Origin of the sequence: Actinomadura sp. NPDC000929 (genome assembly GCF_040492065.1) — a bacterium.
GTDB lineage: Bacteria > Actinomycetota > Actinomycetes > Streptosporangiales > Streptosporangiaceae > Spirillospora > Spirillospora verrucosospora.
On sequence record NZ_JBEUPA010000069.1, the window covers coordinates 1 to 20882 of the forward strand.

At 70.8% G+C, this 20882-nt stretch carries 21 protein-coding genes; 16 read left to right on the forward strand and 5 right to left on the reverse strand.

Annotated features, from left to right (window positions below; all coding sequences use genetic code 11):
• Positions 1-439 precede the first annotated feature (439 nt).
• Positions 440-1141 carry an O-methyltransferase gene (locus ABWI04_RS23140; RefSeq protein WP_353833750.1) on the reverse strand — a complete coding sequence of 234 codons (702 nt, stop codon included), beginning with the start codon at positions 1139-1141 and terminating at the stop codon, positions 440-442.
• Positions 1142-1431: 290 nt separating this feature from the next.
• Here ABWI04_RS23140 and ABWI04_RS23145 point away from each other — a divergent pair, with 290 nt between their 5' ends.
• The 5 genes from ABWI04_RS23145 to ABWI04_RS23165 all read left to right on the forward strand — a co-directional run bounded on the left by ABWI04_RS23145 (position 1432) and on the right by ABWI04_RS23165 (position 6065).
• Positions 1432-2634 carry a DUF6004 family protein gene (locus ABWI04_RS23145; protein ID WP_185024253.1) on the forward strand — a complete coding sequence of 401 codons (1203 nt, stop codon included), beginning with the start codon at positions 1432-1434 and terminating at the stop codon, positions 2632-2634.
• Positions 2635-2766: 132 nt separating this feature from the next.
• Positions 2767-3651, forward strand: a complete 885-nt coding sequence (locus ABWI04_RS23150; RefSeq protein WP_353833751.1) for a class I SAM-dependent methyltransferase — start codon at positions 2767-2769, stop codon at positions 3649-3651.
• Complete coding sequence (locus ABWI04_RS23155; RefSeq protein ID WP_345181992.1) at positions 3651-4319, forward strand: NHL repeat-containing protein; 669 nt, start codon at positions 3651-3653, stop codon at positions 4317-4319. Before ABWI04_RS23150 ends, ABWI04_RS23155 begins: the two co-directional genes overlap by 1 nt.
• Positions 4300-5634: an ABC1 kinase family protein gene (locus tag ABWI04_RS23160; protein WP_353833752.1), complete on the forward strand. Its 1335-nt coding sequence runs from the start codon at positions 4300-4302 to the stop codon at positions 5632-5634. Before ABWI04_RS23155 ends, ABWI04_RS23160 begins: the two co-directional genes overlap by 20 nt.
• Before the next feature lie 71 nt (positions 5635-5705).
• Positions 5706-6065 carry an ArsR/SmtB family transcription factor gene (locus ABWI04_RS23165; protein ID WP_353833753.1) on the forward strand — a complete coding sequence of 120 codons (360 nt, stop codon included), beginning with the start codon at positions 5706-5708 and terminating at the stop codon, positions 6063-6065.
• A gap of 60 nt (positions 6066-6125) precedes the next feature.
• Here the strand turns inward: ABWI04_RS23165 and ABWI04_RS23170 are convergent, their stop codons facing one another.
• Positions 6126-7277: a nucleotide disphospho-sugar-binding domain-containing protein gene (locus ABWI04_RS23170; protein ID WP_345181998.1), complete on the reverse strand. Its 1152-nt coding sequence runs from the start codon at positions 7275-7277 to the stop codon at positions 6126-6128.
• Between the two features lie 86 nt (positions 7278-7363).
• On the opposite strand from ABWI04_RS23170, the gene ABWI04_RS23175 reads away from it, so the two are divergent.
• The 4 genes from ABWI04_RS23175 (at position 7364) to ABWI04_RS23190 (ending at position 10339) form a co-directional block, all read left to right on the forward strand.
• Positions 7364-7843, forward strand: coding sequence for an SRPBCC family protein (locus ABWI04_RS23175; RefSeq protein ID WP_345182000.1), 480 nt, complete (start codon positions 7364-7366; stop codon positions 7841-7843).
• A 46-nt stretch (positions 7844-7889) separates the two neighbouring features.
• On the forward strand, positions 7890-8378 hold the full coding sequence (locus tag ABWI04_RS23180) for an EF-hand domain-containing protein (protein WP_345182002.1): 489 nt from the start codon (positions 7890-7892) through the stop codon (positions 8376-8378).
• A 108-nt stretch (positions 8379-8486) separates the two neighbouring features.
• Positions 8487-9323: an ABC transporter permease gene (locus ABWI04_RS23185; protein WP_345182004.1), complete on the forward strand. Its 837-nt coding sequence runs from the start codon at positions 8487-8489 to the stop codon at positions 9321-9323.
• Between the two features lie 104 nt (positions 9324-9427).
• On the forward strand, positions 9428-10339 hold the full coding sequence (locus ABWI04_RS23190) for an arylamine N-acetyltransferase family protein (RefSeq protein WP_353833754.1): 912 nt from the start codon (positions 9428-9430) through the stop codon (positions 10337-10339).
• A 31-nt stretch (positions 10340-10370) separates the two neighbouring features.
• On the opposite strand, the gene ABWI04_RS23195 is transcribed toward ABWI04_RS23190, so the two are convergent.
• The 3 genes from ABWI04_RS23195 to ABWI04_RS23205 are packed head-to-tail and all read right to left on the reverse strand — an operon-like array spanning position 10371 to position 12799.
• Positions 10371-11426 (reverse strand): glucose-1-phosphate thymidylyltransferase, encoded by a 1056-nt coding sequence (locus ABWI04_RS23195; protein WP_345182009.1) that lies wholly within the window; start codon positions 11424-11426, stop codon positions 10371-10373.
• Positions 11427-11437: 11 nt separating this feature from the next.
• Positions 11438-12031 (reverse strand): dTDP-4-dehydrorhamnose 3,5-epimerase family protein, encoded by a 594-nt coding sequence (locus tag ABWI04_RS23200; protein ID WP_345182012.1) that lies wholly within the window; start codon positions 12029-12031, stop codon positions 11438-11440.
• Positions 12032-12070: 39 nt separating this feature from the next.
• On the reverse strand, positions 12071-12799 hold the full coding sequence (locus tag ABWI04_RS23205) for an FkbM family methyltransferase (RefSeq protein ID WP_345182015.1): 729 nt from the start codon (positions 12797-12799) through the stop codon (positions 12071-12073).
• 179 nt (positions 12800-12978) lie between these two features.
• On the opposite strand from ABWI04_RS23205, the gene ABWI04_RS23210 reads away from it, so the two are divergent.
• From ABWI04_RS23210 to ABWI04_RS23240, 7 genes are all read left to right on the forward strand, one after another.
• Entirely contained in the window at positions 12979-14481 is a 1503-nt protein-coding gene (locus ABWI04_RS23210; protein WP_345182017.1) for a B12-binding domain-containing radical SAM protein, read from the forward strand.
• A gap of 147 nt (positions 14482-14628) precedes the next feature.
• Positions 14629-15279, forward strand: coding sequence for a winged helix-turn-helix transcriptional regulator (locus ABWI04_RS23215; protein WP_345182019.1), 651 nt, complete (start codon positions 14629-14631; stop codon positions 15277-15279).
• A gap of 635 nt (positions 15280-15914) precedes the next feature.
• Entirely contained in the window at positions 15915-16394 is a 480-nt protein-coding gene (locus ABWI04_RS23220; protein ID WP_353833755.1) for a hypothetical protein, read from the forward strand.
• Positions 16395-16396: 2 nt separating this feature from the next.
• Positions 16397-17680, forward strand: coding sequence for an ABC1 kinase family protein (locus ABWI04_RS23225; protein ID WP_353833756.1), 1284 nt, complete (start codon positions 16397-16399; stop codon positions 17678-17680).
• Positions 17681-18282: 602 nt separating this feature from the next.
• The gene (locus tag ABWI04_RS23230) at positions 18283-18693 is read left to right on the forward strand and encodes a transposase (protein ID WP_353833757.1); all 411 of its coding nucleotides are present in this window, start codon (positions 18283-18285) and stop codon (positions 18691-18693) included.
• Between the two features lie 481 nt (positions 18694-19174).
• Positions 19175-19720: an LmbU family transcriptional regulator gene (locus tag ABWI04_RS23235; RefSeq protein ID WP_345182029.1), complete on the forward strand. Its 546-nt coding sequence runs from the start codon at positions 19175-19177 to the stop codon at positions 19718-19720.
• Between the two features lie 204 nt (positions 19721-19924).
• Positions 19925-20881, forward strand: coding sequence for a DUF1702 family protein (locus ABWI04_RS23240; protein ID WP_353833758.1), 957 nt, complete (start codon positions 19925-19927; stop codon positions 20879-20881).
• Position 20882 lies beyond the last annotated feature (1 nt).

The following is a 20882-nucleotide window of genomic DNA, read 5'->3' on the forward strand; positions in this document are numbered from 1 at the left end:
TCGGTACCGATGTAGTTGTGGTTGAGCATCCTGGCCTCTTCCTGAGCCAGAACGACAACCCGCCGCGCGCGGTCGGTGAACCTCTCGAACATCTCCTCGCTCCTCCCGGGGGTGCCGGTTACTATCAGATTCTAAAGTGATTTGGCGAGGATCGGCGGCTGTTCGCAATGGGCGTAAGAGCCCGGGAGGCCGCGGGCCCGGCCGGCCGTCCGCACGACGGCCTCGACCTGGAGGGGACCCATGTCTCTCGAAAACCATCCCATGGTCGACGCCCTGGCTCCGGGTCCCGCCGAACGGCCCGGCGGCCCGCACGAGTACCCGCGGCGCCGGCCGGGACTCCACCCGGCGGCGTCCCGGCCGTCCCGCGGACGGGGCCGCCGCGCGGCTCCGTCCTCCCGCGGCCCCGGGTGGGCGTCGGGCATGAGCGTTCCGAGCGCGGTCAGTCCCGTCTGCGGATCAGCGTGACGCCGTCCCCGATCGAGAGGATGACCGCCTCGACCCGGCCGTCCGCGGCGACATGGGCGTTGAACTCGCGGATCGCCCGGGTGTCGGCGTCCCTCGCGCGCCTGGTCGCGGAGAGCTCCTCGGGAGGAGTGTCGTCGACGGGGTCGACGACATGGCCGCGCCACAGGACGTTGTCGGCCAGGACGGCGCCTCCCGGCCGCATGCGCGGAAGCAGCTCCTCGTAGTAGGCGACGTAGTTCTCCTTGTCGGCGTCGATGAAGGCGAGGTCGAACACCGGATCCAGGGGGAGCGCCCGTAGCGTGTCGAGTGCGGGGCCGAGCCGCAGCCGGATCCGGTCCGCCACCCCGGCCTGCTCCCACGCCTCCCGGGCGATGCGGCCCCATTCCTCGTCGACGTCGCAGCACAGCAGGTGGCCGCCGGGGGCGAGCCCTCGCGCGATGCAGAGCGACGAGTAGCCGGTGAACGTGCCGATCTCGATCGCCTGGCGGGCGCCGATGAGCCTGGTCAGCAGCGTCAGGAACGCTCCCTCGTCGGGCCCGATCTGCATCCGCGCCACCGGGCCGAGCCGGGCGGTCCGCTCCATGAGGCGGCGCTGCGCGTCGTCCGGGGGGAGGCTGTGCGCCGTGAGGTAGTCGTACAGTTCCGCCGTCACCGGCGTGGTCTTGAGCGCGCACATGGCCCCGGTCCCTCCGCGGTTCTCCGAGAAACTTTAATAAATTGTAGCAACATCCTTCTCATTTCCAAGGCGCGCGCGCCGGCCCCACCCTCTCGTCGCGCTCGCTTTGAGCTGGTCAGTTAAGTGGCCAGTGAAATCCTCGGCCGTCCCGGGCTGCGGAGAGGCGTCCCGAGGAGGGGTTGACGAGGGGGAATCGCTATATAAAACTTCAGCGACAGGGCCCCGTCATCGATCCGCGGACCAGGCAGTGGCCCACCACACGTTCTCGACAGACGCTGGAGGTGTCTGGTTTGAGCTCTCTCCGTGAGACGTACGAGTCCCTCAACCTCGAACCCAAGCCGATTCGTCCGCACATCCTCGCCGCGGCCACCGTCGTCTTCGGCGACGACTACTACGCCGGCCGGCGGGAGACCATCAACCTGTCCGGCTTCGTCCAGCTGAACAAGTGGCCGATGCCGGGCTTCGAGCACCGGGTGGACGAGAAGGGCCACGCCGAGCTGGAGACCGAGCTGATCAGCGCGCCCGAGGTCGGCATCAAGGGGTACAGCTACGAGCTGGACGACCGCATCCAGGTGCTGTCCAACCCGTTCCTCCCCAACTCCGGCCACGTGCGCCAGATCGTCCCGGGCAAGAACTTCCCGGCCGAGTTCTACATCCGGCGCTTCGGCATCCTGGAGACCAGCACCCTGCGGCTGGCCCACCGCAACGTCATCGACATCTACGGCGTGGTGGACAGCATCCCGCCGTACAAGAAGCCGCTGACCGGCCCGTACCTGGGCAGCCCGCGCGGTGACGGTCCGTTCGACGTGGTGCAGGCGCCCAACGTGGTCCGCGGGACCACCCTGCCCGAGGCCTGGTACCCGGCCAACGACCAGAACGAGCCGGTCGGCCTGACGCCCACGGTGTTCTTCGCCGCGAGCGCCGGCCCCTGCATGTCGATGCTGGTCGACCCCTCCATGATCATGCAGGTCTCCCTGGAGGGGCAGATCGAGGTCGAGGTCAACGGCAAGACCGAGGTCATCGAGCTGGAGGGCGACTACCGCAAGGCCGCCGGCACGGAGATCCTCCTGTTCGGCCCCGACAAGCACGACGAGGGCCAGGGCGTGCTCGCCCAGATGGCCCGGGTCGCCATGGTCGGCCACAACGAGGCCCTCGGCGGCCGCGTGATGCTGCGGGCCAGCTGGCCGCGGCCGTCGGGCGGCACGCTGGGCGACGGCACCGAGGACAGCCTCAGCCGGGTCAGGTTCCCGAGCGAGCTGAACATCGACGCCGAGTTCGAGCTGGTCACGCCGCACGGCAACCTGTATGCGGCCCGGCCCGCCCACGTGTCCGGCAAGCTCAGGGACCTCGAGGCCACCGGCAGCGAGCTGCGCATGGTCGGCGCGGACTCGCCGCTCGTCACCACCGACGGCACGGTCAAGGCACGGCTGACCGGCGTCCGGCTGGCGATGCGCGACGCCCACGTCGGCGAGACGGCGGCGGTCAACATCTGAGGTTTCCCGCGAGCCTCTTGACGCGACCGGCGGGACTGGATCTGATGGAAATTCCAATAGTTCCAGTCCCGCCGGGACGCGCGTGCGGCCCGCCCCGCCGGCCGTTCCGGGCACCTGAGAAGGGGAGGCGTCGTGGACCAGCGACTGCTGCTGATGCACCAGGCGATGCTCGCCGACCGGCCCCGGCTGGAGGCCTACGAGCGGGCCCTGGAGGACGCGATCCCGCCCGGAGGCGTCGTGGCCGACGTCGGGGCGGGGACGCTGGCGCTGTCCATGCTCGCGCTGCGGTGCGGCGCCGAGCACGTCTACGCCGTCGAGGCCGACCCTGAGATGGCCCAGGTCGCGGCCAGGATCGCCGAGCAGAACGACCTCAAGGGCAGGCTCACCCTCGTCCACGCGGACGCGCGCCGGGTACGGCTGCCGGTCAAGGCCGACGTCGTGGTCTCGGAGATGATGGGCAACCTCGGGCCGGAGGAGCAGATGATGGAGGTCCTCGGCTCCTTCGCGCGGCGCAACCTCGCCCCCGGCGGCAGGATCGTTCCGGAGCGGCTGGTCACCCGGCTGGCCGCCATCGAGTTCGACGGCGAGGGCTGGGGTCTCTGGAACGAGGACTTCCTCGGCTACCGGCTGGACGCGGTTCAGGAATCTGTAGCCCCCGCCGCCCAGCTGCACTTCTTCCAGCGCCCGCCCACGCTGCTCAGCGAGCCGGCGGCCATCGCCGACCAGCGCGGCGGCAAGGGGGAGCAGCAGCGGCCGAGCCGGCGGCTGACGATCAACCGGGCCGGCCGGCTGCACGCCATCGCCGGATACTTCACGGCCACCCTCGCCCCGGGCGTGACGCTGTCCAACCTCCCCTCGTATCCGGGCTGCAACTGGGCGGTCTGGATCTGGCCGCTGCGGCACACCGCGGTGGCGGCGGGGGACGTGCTGCACGTCCGGATGCACCGGCCCGAAGACGTGCGGGTGGCCACCGACTGGCGGCTTGAGTGCGGCCTCAGCAGGAAGGGAGGGCGCTGATGCCTTACGCGGCGGGGTCGGTGCGCGACATCCCGGTTCGCGGCGGCCTGAAACTGTGCGGGCTGACCTGGACCGGGCAGTACCTCTGGTACTCCGAGGCCGTGCAGAACCAGATCGCGGCGATGGACCCCCGGACCGGCGAGGTGGTGCGGAGGATCCCGTGCCCCGGCGTCCGCACGGACCTGACCACGATCGGCGGCAGCCTCGTCCAGGTCGTGGGCGATCGGCGGACCCTGCGGGTCATCGACCCCGAGTCCGGGGACGTCGTCGGCGAGCTGCCGAACCCGCGGCCGGGGCGGCACCTGTGCGGGCTCGAGGCCACGAGCCAGGGCGTGTGGACGGGATACGAGGACCTCCAGGTCGTCGACCTGCGAAGCGTCGAGGACCTGCGGCTGATCGCCAGCTTCCCGGTGCGCCGTCCGGTCGCCGGGGTCACCGTCTCCGACGACTACCTGGCGTACGCCGACTACCGCGGATGCTCCATCAACCTGGTCGATCTGAAGCAGGGGCGCGAGGTGGCGTCGATCACCGTCAACGGCAGTCCCACCGGGATCGCCTGGGACGGCCAGCTGATCTGGTACTGCGACCACGCGACCCTCCAGCTGCGGGCGATCGAGGTGCCCGGAATCACCGGAGGCAGGCAGAGCCATGACGACGACAGGCGCTGAGCGGCGCACGGAGCCGACCCCCGCCGTGCGCGAGGCCCCCGCGCCGCTCGCGCTCGCGGGCCGGGGCGCGCGGGTGATGGCGATCGTCGCCGTGACCCTGGTGCCGGCCGTGGCCGCCGGGCTCGTCCGGACGGCGACGCGCGGCCGCACGGCGGGACGCCGGTACCTCTACCGGCGGACCGCCGTCCTGCTGATGAGGCTCGGCCCCACCTTCATCAAGGCCGGTCAGGTGCTCGGCACCCGCAGGGACGTGCTCCCCGCGGCCCTCTGCGACGAGCTGTCCGTCCTCCAGGACTCGGTGGCGCCGCTGAACCGCGCGGAGACGCGCCGCGCCTTCGCGGAGGCCTACGGCCCGCGGGCCGCCGAGGGGCGCTTCGCGCACGTCGAGGAGCGGCCCGTCGCCAGCGGGAGCGTCGCCTCCGTGTACCGGGGCTCGCTCGCTTCCGGAGGCCAGGTGGCGATCAAGCTGCGCCGCCCCGGCATCGACCGGGTGATGAGGCAGGACCTCGCGCTGATGAGGGCGGGCGCCGCGCTGGCCGCCCGCCTGCCGGTGTTCCGCGGCGTTCCGGTCACCGACGTGGTGGACAGCATGTGCGCCGCCGTCCTCGGGCAGCTGGACTTCACCCGCGAGGCCGACAGCCTGACGCGGCTGCGCGACAACCTGGCGCCCGTGCCCCGGGTGTGGGTTCCGCAGGTGCACCAGGCGGAGTCGCGGCCGCGCTGCATCGTCATGGAGTTCATCCCGGACCTGGACGTGGGCGCCGCGGCGAAGTGCCCTCCGGCGGTGCGCCGGCGGTTCGCGGCGTCGGCGCTGACCGCGATCTACCAGATGCTGTTCGTCGACGGTTTCGTGCACTGCGACATGCACCCGGGGAACCTCTACTTCACCCGCCAGGGGCAGGTCGTCGTGCTCGACGCCGGGTTCAGCGTGCAGCTGACCGAGCGCCTGCGCCGGCTGTTCGCCGAGTTCTTCATGAACATGTCCACCGGCCGGGGCAGCCGCTGCGCCGAGATCGTCATCGAGAGCTCGGCGGGGGTGCGCGACGACGCCGACCTCGACGGCTTCATCGTGCGGATGGCCGACCTGGTCGAGCGCAGCCACGGCCTGCCGGCCAAGGAGTTCAGCCTGATCGCCTTCGCCACGGAGATGTTCGACCTGCAGCGCCGGTTCGGCATCCACGCCGCGCCCGAGCTGATCTTCCCGCTGCTGTCCCTGCTCGTCATCGAGGGGACCATCCGCGAGCTCGACCCGGAGATCGACTTCCAGGAGACGGCGAAGCCCGTCCTGAACCGCGGCCTCTTCGGCGCCCGGTAGCCCCACCGGGCGCACGCCCGGCCTCCGCCCGCGTTCGAGGCCGAGTTATATAAGTTTGCTATTATTATCCCGTGCACGCGTTCGATGTTCTCGGCGATCCGGTCCGCCGCCGCATCCTGGAGCTGCTGTCCGCCGGCGGACACTCCTCCGGGGAGATCTGCGCCGTCATCCAGGAGGAGTTCGGCATCTCCCAGCCGGCGGTGTCGCAGCACCTGAAGGTGCTGCGCGACCACGGGTTCGCCTCGGTCCGGGCCGAGGGGACGAGGCGGCTGTACGCGATCGACCCCGCGCCCCTGCGCGAGGTCGACACGTGGCTGGAGCAGTTCCGCGGGTTCTGGGCCCAGCCCCTCGACGCCCTGGCCACGGAGGTCGCCAGGGGCCGGCGCGAGGCGCGCGGCACGGCGGGGGACCGGGCACCGCGGAAGGCCTGATCCGCCAGGCCGCCCGCCCCGGGCCTCGACTCGCGACGGGCGGGCGGACGGGGGGACGGGCTACAGGCGCGCGACGAGGCCGGCCAGCTCGGCGGCGACCGCCGCGGGGGACGGCAGGCCCGCGACCTCGGTGTGGACCTCGGCGGTCGCCGTCCGCAGCGTCTCGTCCTCCAGCAGGCGCTCCAGCATCGTCGCGGTGATCTCCTCGGCGGGCGCCGTCAGGCCGATGCCCCGGTCGCGCACGTCCTGCCCGATGGCTTCCGAGGCCACGTCCTGCGGGTCCAGGGCGACCATCTGGGGAATGCCGGCCTCCACCGCGGACATGACCGTGTTGGCGCCGCCGTGGTGCACGACCGCCGAGCACGTCCGGAACAGCTCGCCGAAGGGGACCCAGCCGTCGGCGGGCCGGACGTTCGGCGGCAGCGTGCCCAGGGCCGAGGTGTCGACGTTGCCGAGCGCGAGCACGAAGTCGGCGTCCACCTTCGACGCGGCCTCGATGACCGGCGGCAGGGTGCCGAGCCCGAAGAACTTGGCCGAGAAGCCGCCGCCGAGCGAGAGCACGACTCGCGGCCGCTGCGGCCGCTGGCGCCACAGCCCGCCGAGGACGCCGCCGCCGTCGTAGGAGTGCCCGCCCATGAACCCGCCCTCGGGCCTGGCGTGCAGCATGCTCGGCGGCAGCCGCTCCAGGATCATCGCGGGCCGCGGGATGGCCGGGACCCCGTACTCCTCGCACAGGTCCGGCAGCAGCCCGGCCGTCAGCTGGTGGGTCCGCCCGGTGGTGAAGGGCCCCAGGTTCCGCTGGACGGCCGGGACGCCGAGCCTGGCCGCCGCCATGGCCCCGACCGTGGTCGTCTGCTCGTAGACGACGAGGTCCGGGCGCCACTGGTCGACCACCTCCATGGTCCCGGCGACCAGCGGCCGGTTGAACCCGGCGAACATGGGCGCCCGGGGGGAGATGTCCCTGTCCGGCCCGACACTCCGGAACCACGTCTCCGCGAATCCGGGATCGTCCTCGAGTACCTTCTGCGCGATCGTCACGGCGCTGTAGCCCGGCGCCACGTCGACCACGGGCAGCCCGGCCCCGGCCGCCCACTCGGGGCGCTCCGCGAGCGCCACGAGCACCTCGTGGCCCGCGGAGCGGAAGGCCCAGGCCAGGGGCACGAGCGTGAAGACGTGGCCGGCCGCGGGAACGGAGATGAACAGCACGCGCATGGTGGAATCCTCCCGGGGGCGGGACCGGGGCGCCGACGAGGCGGTCTCCGGTCTACTCCTCCAGGAGATTACTATATATAGTTCAAGTGTCTAGCGAGCTGGAGGGGTTCGTGACGCCGCCGATCTGCCCGCCCGACCTGTCGGCCAGGCCGTACCGAGCGATCGTGGAGCACCCCGCGGCCGCGCCGGCCGCCGCGGTGTTCCGCGCCTGGACGGAGCGGTTCGACCGGTGGTTCGCCCAGCCGGGCGAGATCGTGATGAAGGCCGAGGTCGACGCGCCCTACTTCTTCCAGACGTTCCACGAGGGCCGGCGGCATCCGCACTACGGCCGGTTCCTCCGGGTCGACCCGGACCGGCTGCTCGAACTCACGTGGCTCAACGAGGCGGGGACCCGCGGGGTCGAGACGGTGCTGACCGTCGAGCTGTCGCCCCGTCCCGGCGGCTCCCTGCTGCGCCTGACGCACGCGGGCTTCCCCGACGACCGGACGAGGGACGAGCACGAGACCGCGTGGAGATCGATCCTCCTGAACCGCCTCGACCCCGTGCTGCGGGGGACGGAGGCCTGACCGGCGGCGCCGCGCGCCGCGCGTTCCGACCCGAGGAGTGTTCCGCATGGCCACTGCCGAAGAGTACGAAGCCCTCTTCAAGGCGTTCGACCACGACGGCGACGGCGTCATCGAGCAGACCGACGTCGACCTGCTCGTGCAGCGGTGGTGCCGCGCGCTGCACGTGTCGCCCGGCTCCCCGCAGTGGCTGGCGATAACGCGGCCGTCCAACCGCCTGTTCCAGCGGTTGGAGGGGAGCGTCGACGAGGCGGGGGACAAGAAGGTGAGCCGCGAGCAGTGGGTCGCCTCGCACGAGCGGCCGGGATTCATCGAGGACGTCGCCATCCCCTGGGGCGTCGCGGTGTTCGACATGGGCGCGGACGCCGACGCGCGGGTGTCCCTCCAGGTGTGGATGACGACGCATTCGGCGACGGGCTACCCGCAGTTGGAGAGCCTCGCCGGGTTCCAGCGGCTCGACGAGGACGGGGACGGCTATCTCGACAGGGACCCCTTCGTGAAGTACATCGAGGACTTCTACCACCGGGACCACGCCTGATCGGCTCCGGGGCGGCTCCGCCGACGGGTCATTAGACTTGTCTTATATAAGCTGCGGGTTTATTATTTGGCCTGGACGGCTCAGCGCGGAGTGAGGGAGGCGGGCGAGATGACGACGTCCCAGCCGGTGGCGGGCGAGAGAGTGCGCGGACCCCTGCTGACGCCCGGCGAGCGCCCGCCGAGGGCGGGCGTGCTCTCGGCGTCGCTGACCTTCGCGTTCCGCTCGCTGCTGAAGATCAAGCGGGCGCCCGAAGGGCTGTTCGGCGCCCTGCTGCAGGCGGTCATGTTCACCCTGCTGTTCACCTACCTCTTCGGCGGGGCGATCGCGGGGTCGCCGAGCGAGTACCTGGACTTCTTCCTGCCCGGGGTCTCGGTCATCGCGATCGTGCTCGCGAGCATGAACACGGGGTTCGTGCTGAACGTGGACATCGACCAGGGGGTGTTCGACCGGGTGCGGTCGCTGCCGGTGTGGCAGTCGTCGGTGCTGGTCGGGGCGATGCTGGGGGACGTGGTCCGGTACGCGGTGGCCTCGGTGGTGCCGCTGCTGCTGGGGCTGGCGCTGGGTTTCCGCCCCGACGGCGGCCTGGGCGGCGTCGTGCTGGCGCTGCTGTTCCTCCAGGTGTTCGCCTTCAGCCTCGCGTGGATCTGGGCCCTGATCGGCGTGGCGGTGCGCACGGCGGCGTCGGCGCAGATGCTCATCATCACGCTGGACTCGGTCCTGCTGTTCGGCAGCAACATCATCGCGCCGCGCGAGACCATGCCGTCGTGGCTCCAGACCGTCATCGGGTTCAACCCGATCACGCACGCGGCGACGGCCGTGCGCGGGCTGATGCAGGGCACCGAGACCGCGGGCCAGATGGGCCGGGCGTTCCTGGCCTGCGCGATCCTCGTCGCGGTCTTCGCCCCGCTCACCGCGTACGCGTACTCGCGACGCGGCCGCGCGTAGCGGCGGACGGTCGCCGCGCCCTCCCAGGGGCGAGTCCGGCTTGTGCTACTTTAAAGTAAAGTGCGTGTGGTGGCGCGACCGCACCCGGTTCCGGACGGAGGGTCATGGCCGACCAGTACACATCGGGTACCGCGCCTGTCCCCGGCGGGCCCGGCTACGTCGCCGCCTACCTGGAGCGCCTCGGCATCGGCGACCCGGGCGAGCCCTCGCTCTCCGGACTCTTCGCGCTGCACCGGGCCCACGTGGAGCGGGTGCCGTACGAAGTGCTGGAGATCCAGCTGGGACGGCCGACCACCGCGGACCCGCGTGACGCGGCCCGCCAGGTGCTGAAGGGACGCGGCGGGTACTGCGTGCAGCTCAACGGCGCGTTCTCCACTCTGCTGGGCGCCCTCGGATACGACGTCACGTGGCACCGGGCCGGCGTGCACGCCGCCCGCAAGCTGCCCCAGGTCGGACCGGCCGAACCGGCCCCGCACCTGGTGCTCACCGTGAGCGTCGAGGGCGAGGACTGGATGGTGGACGTCGGCCTCGGCGACGGGCTGCACGAGCCCCTGCCGCTGCGCGCGGGGACGTACCGCCAGGGACCCTTCGCCTTCCACCTCGGCCCCTCGCGGTTCGAGCCCGGCGCCTGGCGCTTCGACCACGACCGCGGCGGCGCGATCGCCGGGCTCGACTTCTCGATGGCTCCCGCGAGCCCGGCGGACTTCGCCGAATGGCACCCCTACCTGGCCACCGACCCCGAATCTCGCCTGGTGCGGACGGTCGCGGTGATGCGGCGCGACGCGACGAGCGTCGACGGCCTCACCGGATGCATGCTGCGGCACATCGACGACTCCGGCACGACGACCAGGGAGCTCGGCACCTCCGCCGAGTGGTACGGGGCGCTCGCCGAGGTCTTCGGCCTGCCGCTGGCGGACGTGGGCCCGCAGGACCGGACCGCGCTGTGGACGAAGGTCCGGGGCGCCCATGAGGCCTGGCTGGAGGCGAGGGCCCGGCGGTCCGCGGCCCGGGCCTGAGACGCCGCCCGGGGCCCGCGCACCGGCCAGGCTATGCCGGGACCTCGACCCGCGCGTCGTCGCCGACGACCAGGCTGAACCGGGCCGAGGCGCTCACGCTGGCGTTGCGGCCGATGATCGAGTCGTGCAGCCCGGCGAAGCCGGAGACCGACGCGTTGTCGAGCACGATGGAGCCGGCCACGCCGGCGCGCCGCAGGACGCAGCCCCGGCCGATCGAGGTGCGGGGGCCGATGTGGCTGTCCTCGACGACCGAGCCCGCGCCGACGATCACGGGGCCCTCGATGCGGGAGCGCACGACCCGCGCCCCGGCCTCGACGACGACCGCGCCGTCGATCCGGCAGTGCGCGTCGACCTCGCCGGCGATCCCGGGCTGCAGCGACTCCAGGAGCCGGCGGTTGCAGTCCAGGACGTCCTCGGCGCGGCCGGTGTCCTTCCAGTAGCCGCCGTACTCGCTGGCCCGCACGTCCGCGCCCCGGGCCACCAGCCACTGGACGGCGTCCGTGATCTCGAGCTCCCCCCGCGCGCTCGGCTCGATCGACGCCACCGCCTCATGGACGGCCGGGGTGAAGAAGTACACCCCGATGAGCCCCAGATCGCTCCGGGGCTCCGCCGGCTTCTCCACCAGCCGCTCGACCCGTCCCTCGGCGTCCAGCTCCACCACCCCGAAGGCGCGCGGGTCGGCCACCTTGTGCACCAGCACCTGGGCGTCGGGCCGCCGCGCGGCGAAGTCCTCGGCGATGTCGGCGACGCCGTGGGGCAGCATGTTGTCGCCCAGGTACATCACGAAGTCGTCGTCGGCGAGGAAGCGGCGGGCCAGGATCACGCAGTGCGCCAGACCGAGCGGCCGCTTCTGGTGGATGTAGGTCACCCGCGCGCCGAAGCGGGAGCCGTCGCCCGCGAAATCGATGATCTCCTGGGCGCGGTCGCCGACGATGATTCCGATCTCCGTGACGCCGAGGGCGCGGATGTTGAGAAGGACGTACTCCAGGACCGGCCTGTTGGCGATCGGCATCAGCTGCTTGGCCATGGAGTGGCTGAAGGGGCGCAGCCGCATTCCCGAACCACCCGCCAGCACCAGAGCTTTCATCGGTTGCTTCCTCACAGGCGCAGAGAAGGAGCGCCGGTCTCCTGCCAGAGGGGCAGGAGACCGGCGGAGACGGACTCGGCCATGGTGGGCGCCGCCGCGTCCCCGTCGGAGAGCAGCGGCGGCTCCGTGATCCCCCAGGGGAGCGCGAGATCGGGGTCCAGCGGGTTGACGGAGATCTGGGCTTCGGGCGCGTAGGTGCTGGACAGGGCGTAGCAGACGCAGGTGTCGTCGGTGAGTGCCAGGAAGGCGTGGCCGGCGCCTTCCGGGACGTAGACGCTCCGGCCCGACCCGGCGTACAGCTCGTTGACCGCGTGGTGCCCGAAGGCGGGGGAGCCGATCCGCAGGTCGACCACGATGTCGCGCACCGCGCCCCTGACGCAGGTGACGTACTTCGCCTGTCCGGGTGGGACGGCCACGCCGCGGATCCCGCGGAGCGTGTTGCGCCGCGACGTCGAGCAGTTGATCTGGCGTGGGACGAACGGGCGCCCCAGCGCGGCCTCCAGGACGTCGGCGCGCATGACCTCGAAGAAGCCGCCCCGCCGGTCGGAGTGGTGGTCGGAGGTGAAGACGTAGGCCCCGGGGACGGCCGTCTCACTGACGTGCATGGGGCGCCGATCGTGGCAGTCGCATCGTGGGGCCCGCCCTCAGCTCGGGTCGGCGCGGTACGCCGCGCGCAGGGTGGTCGAGGGGGCCAGCCAGGCCATGTCGGCGACGTTGGCGCGTGCGTGGGTCCAGTTCGCCACCAGCCGCCAGCCGCGGTCCTGCATGTAGGCCGCCACGGCCTGCCGGGTCGCCCCGCGGCGGTAGCGGGCCTCCGCACTGCCCTCGATCACGGCCAGGTCAAGCCGGTCCAGGTCCGCGCCCGCCAGCACGTCCAGTTCCGCCCCCTGGGCGTCCACCACGAGCACGTTGCAGCCGTCCTGGACCTCGCGCACCGGGACGACCTCGGTGGTGTCCAGCCGGGTCACCGTCATCGGCGGCAGCGGCGCGAGCAGGCTGGCCTGCTGGTCGTACTCCGTGACGTGCAGGGTGGCCGTCCCGCGCTCCCGCCCAGCCGCGGCCATGACGACCTCCTGGGAGGGCCGGCCGCCCTCCGGCCGGCCGGACAGGTGGCGCCCGAGCTCGCGGGCGAGCGCCGCCGAGTGGTCGCGATTGGGCTCGACCATGACGAGCCGCCGGAAACCGCACCGGACGAGCGCCGGCACTTCCTGTCCGACATGCGCCCCGACCTGCACCACGCCCACCGGTGCCACGCCGAGCCGGTCCATCAGCCCGGGGAGCTGCCGCTCCCATCTGACGTACACCGGGGCGGCGGACCGGTCGATCTCGGTCAGGGCGTGGCCCTGCGAGGCGGGGGAGGACCCGTGGGACATCGACGTACCTCCAGAGAAGACGGACACCACCGCGCTATTAACTTTAGAAGCATATAGTACAGTGAGATGGCATGGCGGCCCGGGCGGTCCCCGGGGCCGCGTCCGCGGCGTGCGGCGGCGGCGAGTCCGCCGGCGGAACGCCGGGACGGACCGGGACGCCGTCGGTTGAGGAGTCATACATGGCCTTGCGTGATGTGCGTGTCCTGCTTCTGTACCCGCCGAACCAGAGCGCCCCCGGGACGGTGTGCAAGCCGAACGGATCGCTCGCCTACCCCAACCTCGGCGGCGCCCTGCGCGACCACGGCGTCGACGTGCGCGTCTTCGACGCGTGCGTGGGCGACGACTCCGACGAGCTGGCAGGGCTGTTCGACAGGCCCGTCCAGCTGCCGAGCGGCCTCCTGCGCACGGGCGTCAGCGACGAGCGGATCCTGGAGGAGGCGGCGGAGTACGACGTCGTGGGGATCACCTCGATCTTCACGGACCAGGAGACGATGGTCCTGAACTGCGCGCGGCTCATCCGGGCGGCCTTCCCGGAGAAGATCCTCGTCTCGGGCGGGGTCAACGCCCGGTCGCGGCTGCCGCAGTTCTTCCAGGCCGGTTTCGACGTCGTCTGCCTCTCCGAGGCCGAGGGCACGATCACGAGGATCGTCGACGAGGTGCGCAGGTCGGCCCGCCCGGACTTCGCCGGGATCAGCGGCGTCGCGTTCCGGGACTCCGGCGGGATCCGCGTCAACCCCGCGCGCCCGGACGACGTGGTCTGGGATCTGGACGCCCTTCCCATGCCGGCCTGGGACCTGCTGCCGAACGACCGGTACTGGACCATCGCCCGGCCCCACTCGGGCGTGTGGGAGTCCGGTACGGAGCTGCGCTACGCGGACATGATGACCTCGCTCGGCTGCCCCTTCCACTGCGCCTACTGCCACATCGCGGGGGAGCAGGAGGGGAGCATGAGCGGGCCGATCGGGCGCTACCGCACCAAGTCGGACGATCGAGTGCTGCGCGAGCTGGACGTCCTGAAAGGGCTGGGCGTGGAGCACGTGATGATCGAGGACGACTCGCTCCTGGGGGAGAAGAAGCGCGCCCTGCGGCTGCTGAGGAAGATCCGGGGCGCCGGCGTCGACATCTGCGATCTGAACGGCATCAACATCATCCACCTCCTGAAGCGGTGGAAACCCGACCACGAGGTGCTGGAGGCCCTGGCCGAGGCCGGCTTCACCCAGCTCAATCTTCCGTTCGAGTCGGGCAATCTGCGGATCCTGCGCAAGTACGCGAGCAACAAGCTGAACATCGAGATGGCCGACATCGAATCGCTGATCGTGGCCTTGAAGGACTACGGTTTCAAGATTTTCGGCAACTACATGATGGGGTACCCGGACGAGACCCTGGAAGAGATCGAGACCACGATACGGCTGGCCCGGGACCACGTTTCCTACGGCCTCGACGCCGCGAACTTCTTCATCGTGGTCCCGCTCCCCGGGACGCCGCTGTTCGACACGGCGATCTCCGAGGGGTATCTCCGCAGCGACTTCGATCCGGACACGATGAACATCTACCGGGCGAACATGTCCGGAACGGTGGTGCCGTCGCAGGTCCTGGAGGAGCTGCGCAGCCGAGCCTGGGAGGAGGTCAACTCCCCGACGTGGAAGAACGCGAAGAAGGCCTGGGCCGCGACGGAGAGCTGAGGGCCCTCGCGCGGGGCCGGCCGCCGGAGGTCCGTGAGGAGCGGGGAGGCGGGAGAGAACGCGCCGCCCCGCCACGGCCGAGGTTCCGCGATGCGCGGCCAACTGGGTATACACTTCTAAAGTGAACCTGGGAGGCGGTGCGGGCACGTGAATCAGCGTCGGAACTACGGGCAGTACTGCGGCCTCGCCGGTGCGCTGGACATCGTCGGCGAGCGCTGGACGCTGCTCATCATCCGGGAGCTGCTCACCGGGCCCTGCCGCTACAACGAGCTTCTGGCCAACCTGCCCGGTCTGGGGACCAACCTGCTGGCGGACCGGCTGAAGTTCCTCACCGAGGTCGGGATCATCCGGCAGCGGGCTCGCGAAGGTTCGAAGGTGCGGGTGTACGAACTCACCGAGCAGGGGCAGGGCCTGCGCGAGGCGGTGCTCGTGCTCGCGCGGTGGGGGCTCGGCGTGCTCACGGAGCCCAAGGCCGAGTACATCGTGCGCCCCCGGTGGGCGGTTCTCGCGGTGGAGGCGATGGCGGCCCCGACCGTGGACGGCCCCGACGAGCAGTACGAATTCCGCATCGACGACGACGTGTTCCACATCACGGTGCTGGACGGCAAGGTCGCGGTCGCCCATGGGAAGGCGCCCGACGAACCGGCGCTCGTGGTCCACACTGACGCGGTGACCTTCGTCGACATCGGCGCCGGGCGCCTCGACCCGCTGGAGGCGACGCTCACCAAGCGGATCGTCATGGAGGGCGACGAGGACGCGATCATCCGCTGCTCGCGCCTGCTCGGCCTGGTGGCCTGAGAGAGCTCCCTTCCCGGGAGCGCCGGCGGTCGCCTTCCGCTCTTCAAAGGCACATCTCGATAGCCCGCACCCCGTGCCGGTAAAACCCCTTGCGACCGGAACCCCTGGGCCTCGATGCCGCGTTCTACGGCGGATCTTCCGCTGCCGCGCCGCCGGTCGCGCGCCGGACTTGGAAGTCCTATCTTGACGCCGTCGCGGCGATAGCTTTTACTGGCGGCGAGCGCCTCGAATTCCGTGACGGCATGACGACGACGTTGCACCGGCGCAGAGTAATGAGCCCACTACGTGATCGCCATCGACATGAGACCACCAGCCGATTCTGACCGCCGATAGGACGGAAAGCGAACAGCACGGTCGCGGCCGTCATCGGGAAGGTGCCATCAGTGGACCATGCGCGCATGACCAGGTCGGTTCGTCCGAATCTCAGCGCGGGCGGCCTGACGTCATACGGCTTCGCCATCCAGGCCGCGATCGGTCGGCGGCCCATGCGCTATCTGATAGGCCGCCGTTTTGTCGACCACTCGGCGGTGACGGCTCTATTCGTTCTGCAGCCGCAGATACTTGCCGGAAGTCATGTCTGGATAACCGAGGACCCCGCTCTTGGGAAATGTGATGTGGAAACACATATACCCACGATGAGGAATTCGGTGCGCCTGGTCGAGCGGTATCTGTTCGACTGCCTTCCGCTGACCGACATCGGATATCTGGATCTCATGGCCTGGCGCTATCCCGGACTGGGCTCCACTCCCGAGGACGTCGAGGTCGACATGTCCTGGAGCCGGTGGCCGGCGGCCGAGCCGCGGTGCTATCTGGGGCCGGTCACCACGCCCGGTCTCAGCGTCACCGAGGCCATCGACCACGAGACGGGAATGGTCGTCGCGCGCTCCGTCGAGCGTCTCCGGCAACCGCTCCGCCGCTGGGAGGTCGTGGAGATGGGCCGTCCGGACGTGGGCGGGCTGCCCGAGCGGGTCCGGGCCTCCCGTATGCGCACCGGCGGCTGGACGGACTTCCGCCGCGTCGGGGAGCCGGTCCCCGTCCCGCAGGGGGCCTTCGACGCCGGGCCCGCACGACTCCGGGAGGCGCTCGAGCACGGGCTTTCCGGAAAGGCGGCCTGAGAGTGGTGGATCGTGCCACCGCCCGCTCCCTGGCGGCGCGGGCCTTCCGGTTGGGCGCGTTCGGGGGAGCCGCCGCGGTCCGTATGGCGTCCATCGCCGCGACGTCTCCGAGGAGCACCCGCGGGCCGCGGCTGGCCGCCGAGGCCGCGCGCCTCCTGGAACGGCTGGGCGGGGCATTCGTGAAGGCCGGGCAGATCCTCGGCACCCGCGTGGACCTCGTGGGGGAGACGGCCGCGGCCGCGCTCGGCAGGCTGCACGACAGCGTGGAGCCGATGGCCCCGGCGGAGGCGCTGCGGACCGTCCGGGCCGGGCTCGGCCGGACCCCGCCCGAGTTCGTGAGGGCGGTCGGGGGGCCGTCCGCGGCCGGCGGCTCGATCGCCTGCGTTTACCGCGCGCAGCTCGGGGACCGGGCGGTGGCGGTGAAGGTCCGCCGCCCCGGCGCGGGCGCCGCGATCGCGGCGGACATGGCGGTGCTGCGGTTCGCCGCCGGGGTCGCCGCGCGGATCCCGGCGCTCCGGCGGGTTCCGTTCATGGAGATCGTCGACCAGGTCGGCGACTGCCTCATGGCCCAGCTCGACTTCGGCGCGGAGGCGGCGAACCTGCGGCGGCTGCACGACGCTCTGGCCGACATGCCGGACGTCGTCGTCCCGCGGCCCATCCCCGAACTGAGCGGGGACGGGGTCATCGCCATGGAGTTCATCGAGGGCCTGGACCGCGACGTGATCGAGACTCTTCCCGCGCGAGTCCGCGAGGCGCAGATCACCGCGCTCGTGCACGCCGTCTACCGGATGCTCTTCGTCGAGGGCTTCGTTCACGTCGACCTGCATCAGGGGAACACCTATTTCATGCCCGACGGCACCGTCGTGCTCCTGGACGCCGGTCTGGTCTTCCGTATGGGCCGCGAGGCCCGGGAGAGATTCACCGGGTTCTTCGCCGGCATGATCCAGGGAGACGGCGAGGCGTGCGCCGACATCCTGCTGTCGACGGTGCGGCGCAGGGAACCGGAGACGGATATCGCGGCCTTTCGCGCGGAGGTCTCCGACCTGGTCGTGCGAAATGCCGGAATGGTGGCCCGGGACTTCGATCTCCCCGCGTTCTGCCTGGATCTGTTCGATCTCCAGCGGAAACACCGTCTCCACGCGGAGCCGGAGTTCATATTCCCCATGCTCAGCCTGCTCACATTGCAGGGTGTGGTCAAGCGTCACCATCCGATGATGGACTTCCAGTTGGAGGCCGCGCCTTTCGTGATGCACGGCCTGCTTGTGACGAGCGGCGTTACCGGATGAGGGGTCGTCCCTGGCGGGCACGCACGGGGTGAGAACCGGCCGGTGGGCGTCCCGGGCCCCTCGGCGTCGCACCGGGGCCCGCGGGCCCGGCCGTGAATGGGAAGCCCCGCAGCTTGATCTCATCGACTTTATGCGGGCGGATTGCCGGTCACGGGATAGGCGGCAGGGCGCGGCATTGACGACCGTGTGCATTCTCTGCCGGTGAGGCGGCCCCGTGGTCGGAACCAGGCGGCCCGGCAGGGGAATTAGAGGCAGGTCCCAAGGCGGCCCGCTCGCCGGCGTCCCGATCCCGGCGCGCCACCGGCACCGGCCGCCGGAGCAGGTCCGCGCCCCGGTGGCCGCCATGAGGGCCGGCCGGTCGGCGCCGGCCGCGCAGGCCCGGGCGTCGAACCTCACGATTTTTCGCGGAGCCATCGCGCCCGGGCTCGATGAGCGAGATCACGCAGAGCCGAACGCCATTGAGCTGATCTTTTGTGGTGAGACAACTTCATAGCGTGGCTTCGCGCTGTTCGGGCCGACGTGAACAGACCGTGCGGCTTCCCTCGCTTGTCTGTTCGAGACTACTAAGAGCATGTCTCATGTGGCTCGGTCGTGGATGCGGCATGATCAGTGTCGTGTTGTCGGACCTTTCGATCCGGCTGGTGCCGGATGAGCTGTGGGAGATCGTCGGCCCTCTGATCCCGGAGTTCGCGCCGCGGCGGCAGGGCGGCGGGACGGCGCCGGTGGACGACCGGACGGTGTTCACCGCGATCGTGTACGTGCTGACCAGCGGGTGCGCCTGGCGGCATCTGCCGGCCGAGTTCGGGGTCAGCGTGCCCACCGCGCACCGGCGCTTCGCGGCGTGGACCGGGGCCGGGCTGTGGCCGCGCCTGCACCGCGCCGTGCTGGCGGAGCCGGGGGCGAGCGGGCAGGTCGGCTGGGTGTCGGCGATCGTGGAGGCCGCCGTCGCCCGCTCGGAGGTGCGGGGACCGGACCGTCCTCGTCCGACGCCGGAAATGCCCCACTCCACGTGAGACACGTTTGAAAGGTCAATGTTCCAGGCGCATCTCGGTGAGATCTCCTCGGCAAGGCGTTAATCACCGATACGCCCTATTGACAACCTGCTCAAATAGTTTGACGATGACCATCATTGCTGCTCACTCCGACGGCTGGAGACGATCGCAGGTGGGCGGCCGGCGGGCGTTAGGCGCGATCGAAGGGGGGCGGCCGACGATGGCGGGCGATCGGAGGGGGCCGAACTCAAGTCTCTCGGGGATTTCGCATTCGCCACGGCCGAGAAGATTCTTGAAAGCCGTGGTCGGCAGATTCATCTCCAGTTTCTGACTTGATTCGGCAGAACGCAGCGTCTCGCGACGGTTCGGGAGGATATTCGTGTCCGGCTCCGGGAATGGGCAGCGCTACACAACGCCTCATCGGTCCCCCATTGAAGAGGCGAACCGCGTCTCCGCGGCAAGAATGGTTCTCGACCAGTCGGCGAGGCCGCGGCGGAGCGGATTGGAGCTGCCTCCTCGGCTTCCGTTCGAGACATGGCAGCGGATCGGACGCCAGATATCCCTGATTTCGGACTGCTCGCGCTGGTGGCTCGGCGACTGGCTCATCTACGGGGAGCGGCATTACCCGAACCGGTACCGGATGGCCATAGAGGCCACCTCGCTCGACTACCAGACGCTCAAGAACTACGCTTGGATCGCTCGCCGCATTCCGAGGTCCCGCCGGCGGGACCAACTCAGCCTCCAGCACCACGCCGAGGTGGCCGCACTTCCGCCGTCCGAGCAGGAGCACTGGCTCCAGCAGGCGGCAGAGCTGGGATGGACGAGAAGAGAACTCAGAAAGCGCCTGCGAGGAATCCGCAACGGCGGCGAGGACAAGAAGCCGGAAGAGGCCACCGTCCGCATCGATGTGATCGCTGAGCGCCAACGCCGCTGGCAGGAGGCCGCCGAGGCGATGGAGCTGAGCCTGGCGGAATGGATCGTGGTCATTCTCGACCAGGCCGCGGGCCAGGTCGCCGGGGCCGTTGCGAAGAACGACGAAGAGGCGTGACATTTCGCCGGGCCGAGTGTATGAGTAGAGGGGCGTAAGGCCGCTCATGCGCACTGCGCGGTAGGCGAAGGGGCGCTAGTCGGTCATCTTTAGACCGCAAAGCGCCATGCACCGCATCGGCCGGAGGCCACCGCGGTCCTCGCCAGTACGAAAGAAATTCATTGGCTGAACGCCACCGGTCGGTATTGCCACTGTGGGGTTGGAATGGCCGCTGTAGGGAATCTGCTCGCGCCGCCGTTGCGCGGCTTTCTGGAAATCGATCCCAAGACCCTCGACGTCGAGCGCCTGGGGTTTCCGCCGGGCGATCCGCGGGCTCGTGCCCTGCTGGCGGACGTGGTGGAGAGCTTCGCTACCGGATTCAATACCGCTCTGAGTGCGGATCCGGCGACCCTGGACTTCGGGACGCTGCCGCACGGGTTACGCGGGTTCGCCTTCGAAGGCGCGGCCATGGGCGTCGCCCTGGTCGACCTGGCCACCTTCTCGGGGGGCCGCAGAGTGCGCGCGCTGACCGAAGGGGCCGGCGCACGCTATGTCCATCTGATTCACGTCGGCGTCGGATGGGCGTACGCGCGCACGCATGTGCCTCCCTGGACGGGCATCCGCTTCGGGCGGCCGCTGCTGCGTTGGCTCGCGTGGGACGGCTGGGGATTCCATCAGGCCTTCTTCAAGTCCCGGCGGGTGCTGGTGCGGCACTGGGTCGAGCGGCCGGCGCGCGGAAGCACGCGGACGATCCGGGACCAGGGGGTCGGCCGGGCGCTGTGGTTCTACGCCGGCGCCGATCCGGTCGTGGTCGCCGAGACGATCGGCGCCTTCCCGGCCGCCCGCAGGTCGGACGTGTGGGCGGGCATCGGGCTGGCCGCCGCGTACACCGGCGCGCTGCCCCCGGAGCGGTTGGGCGAGCTGATGGAGCGGGCCGCGGGCTTCGAGGACCACATCGCCCAGGGCGCCGCGTTCGCGGCGAAGGCGCACGTGGTGTCGCAGGAGGTGCCGGAGCGGTCGGCGGCCGCGATCCAGACGCTGACCGGAGCCGCCCCCGCTGTCGCCGCGGCGTGGACGGACGAGGCGGCGGTGACCGCCGAGCGCTGCGGCAGCGGTCCGGAGGGTTACGAGGTGTGGCGCGCGAGGGTGCGCCAGGCATGGCGGAAGCACAGCGAGGGGTGAG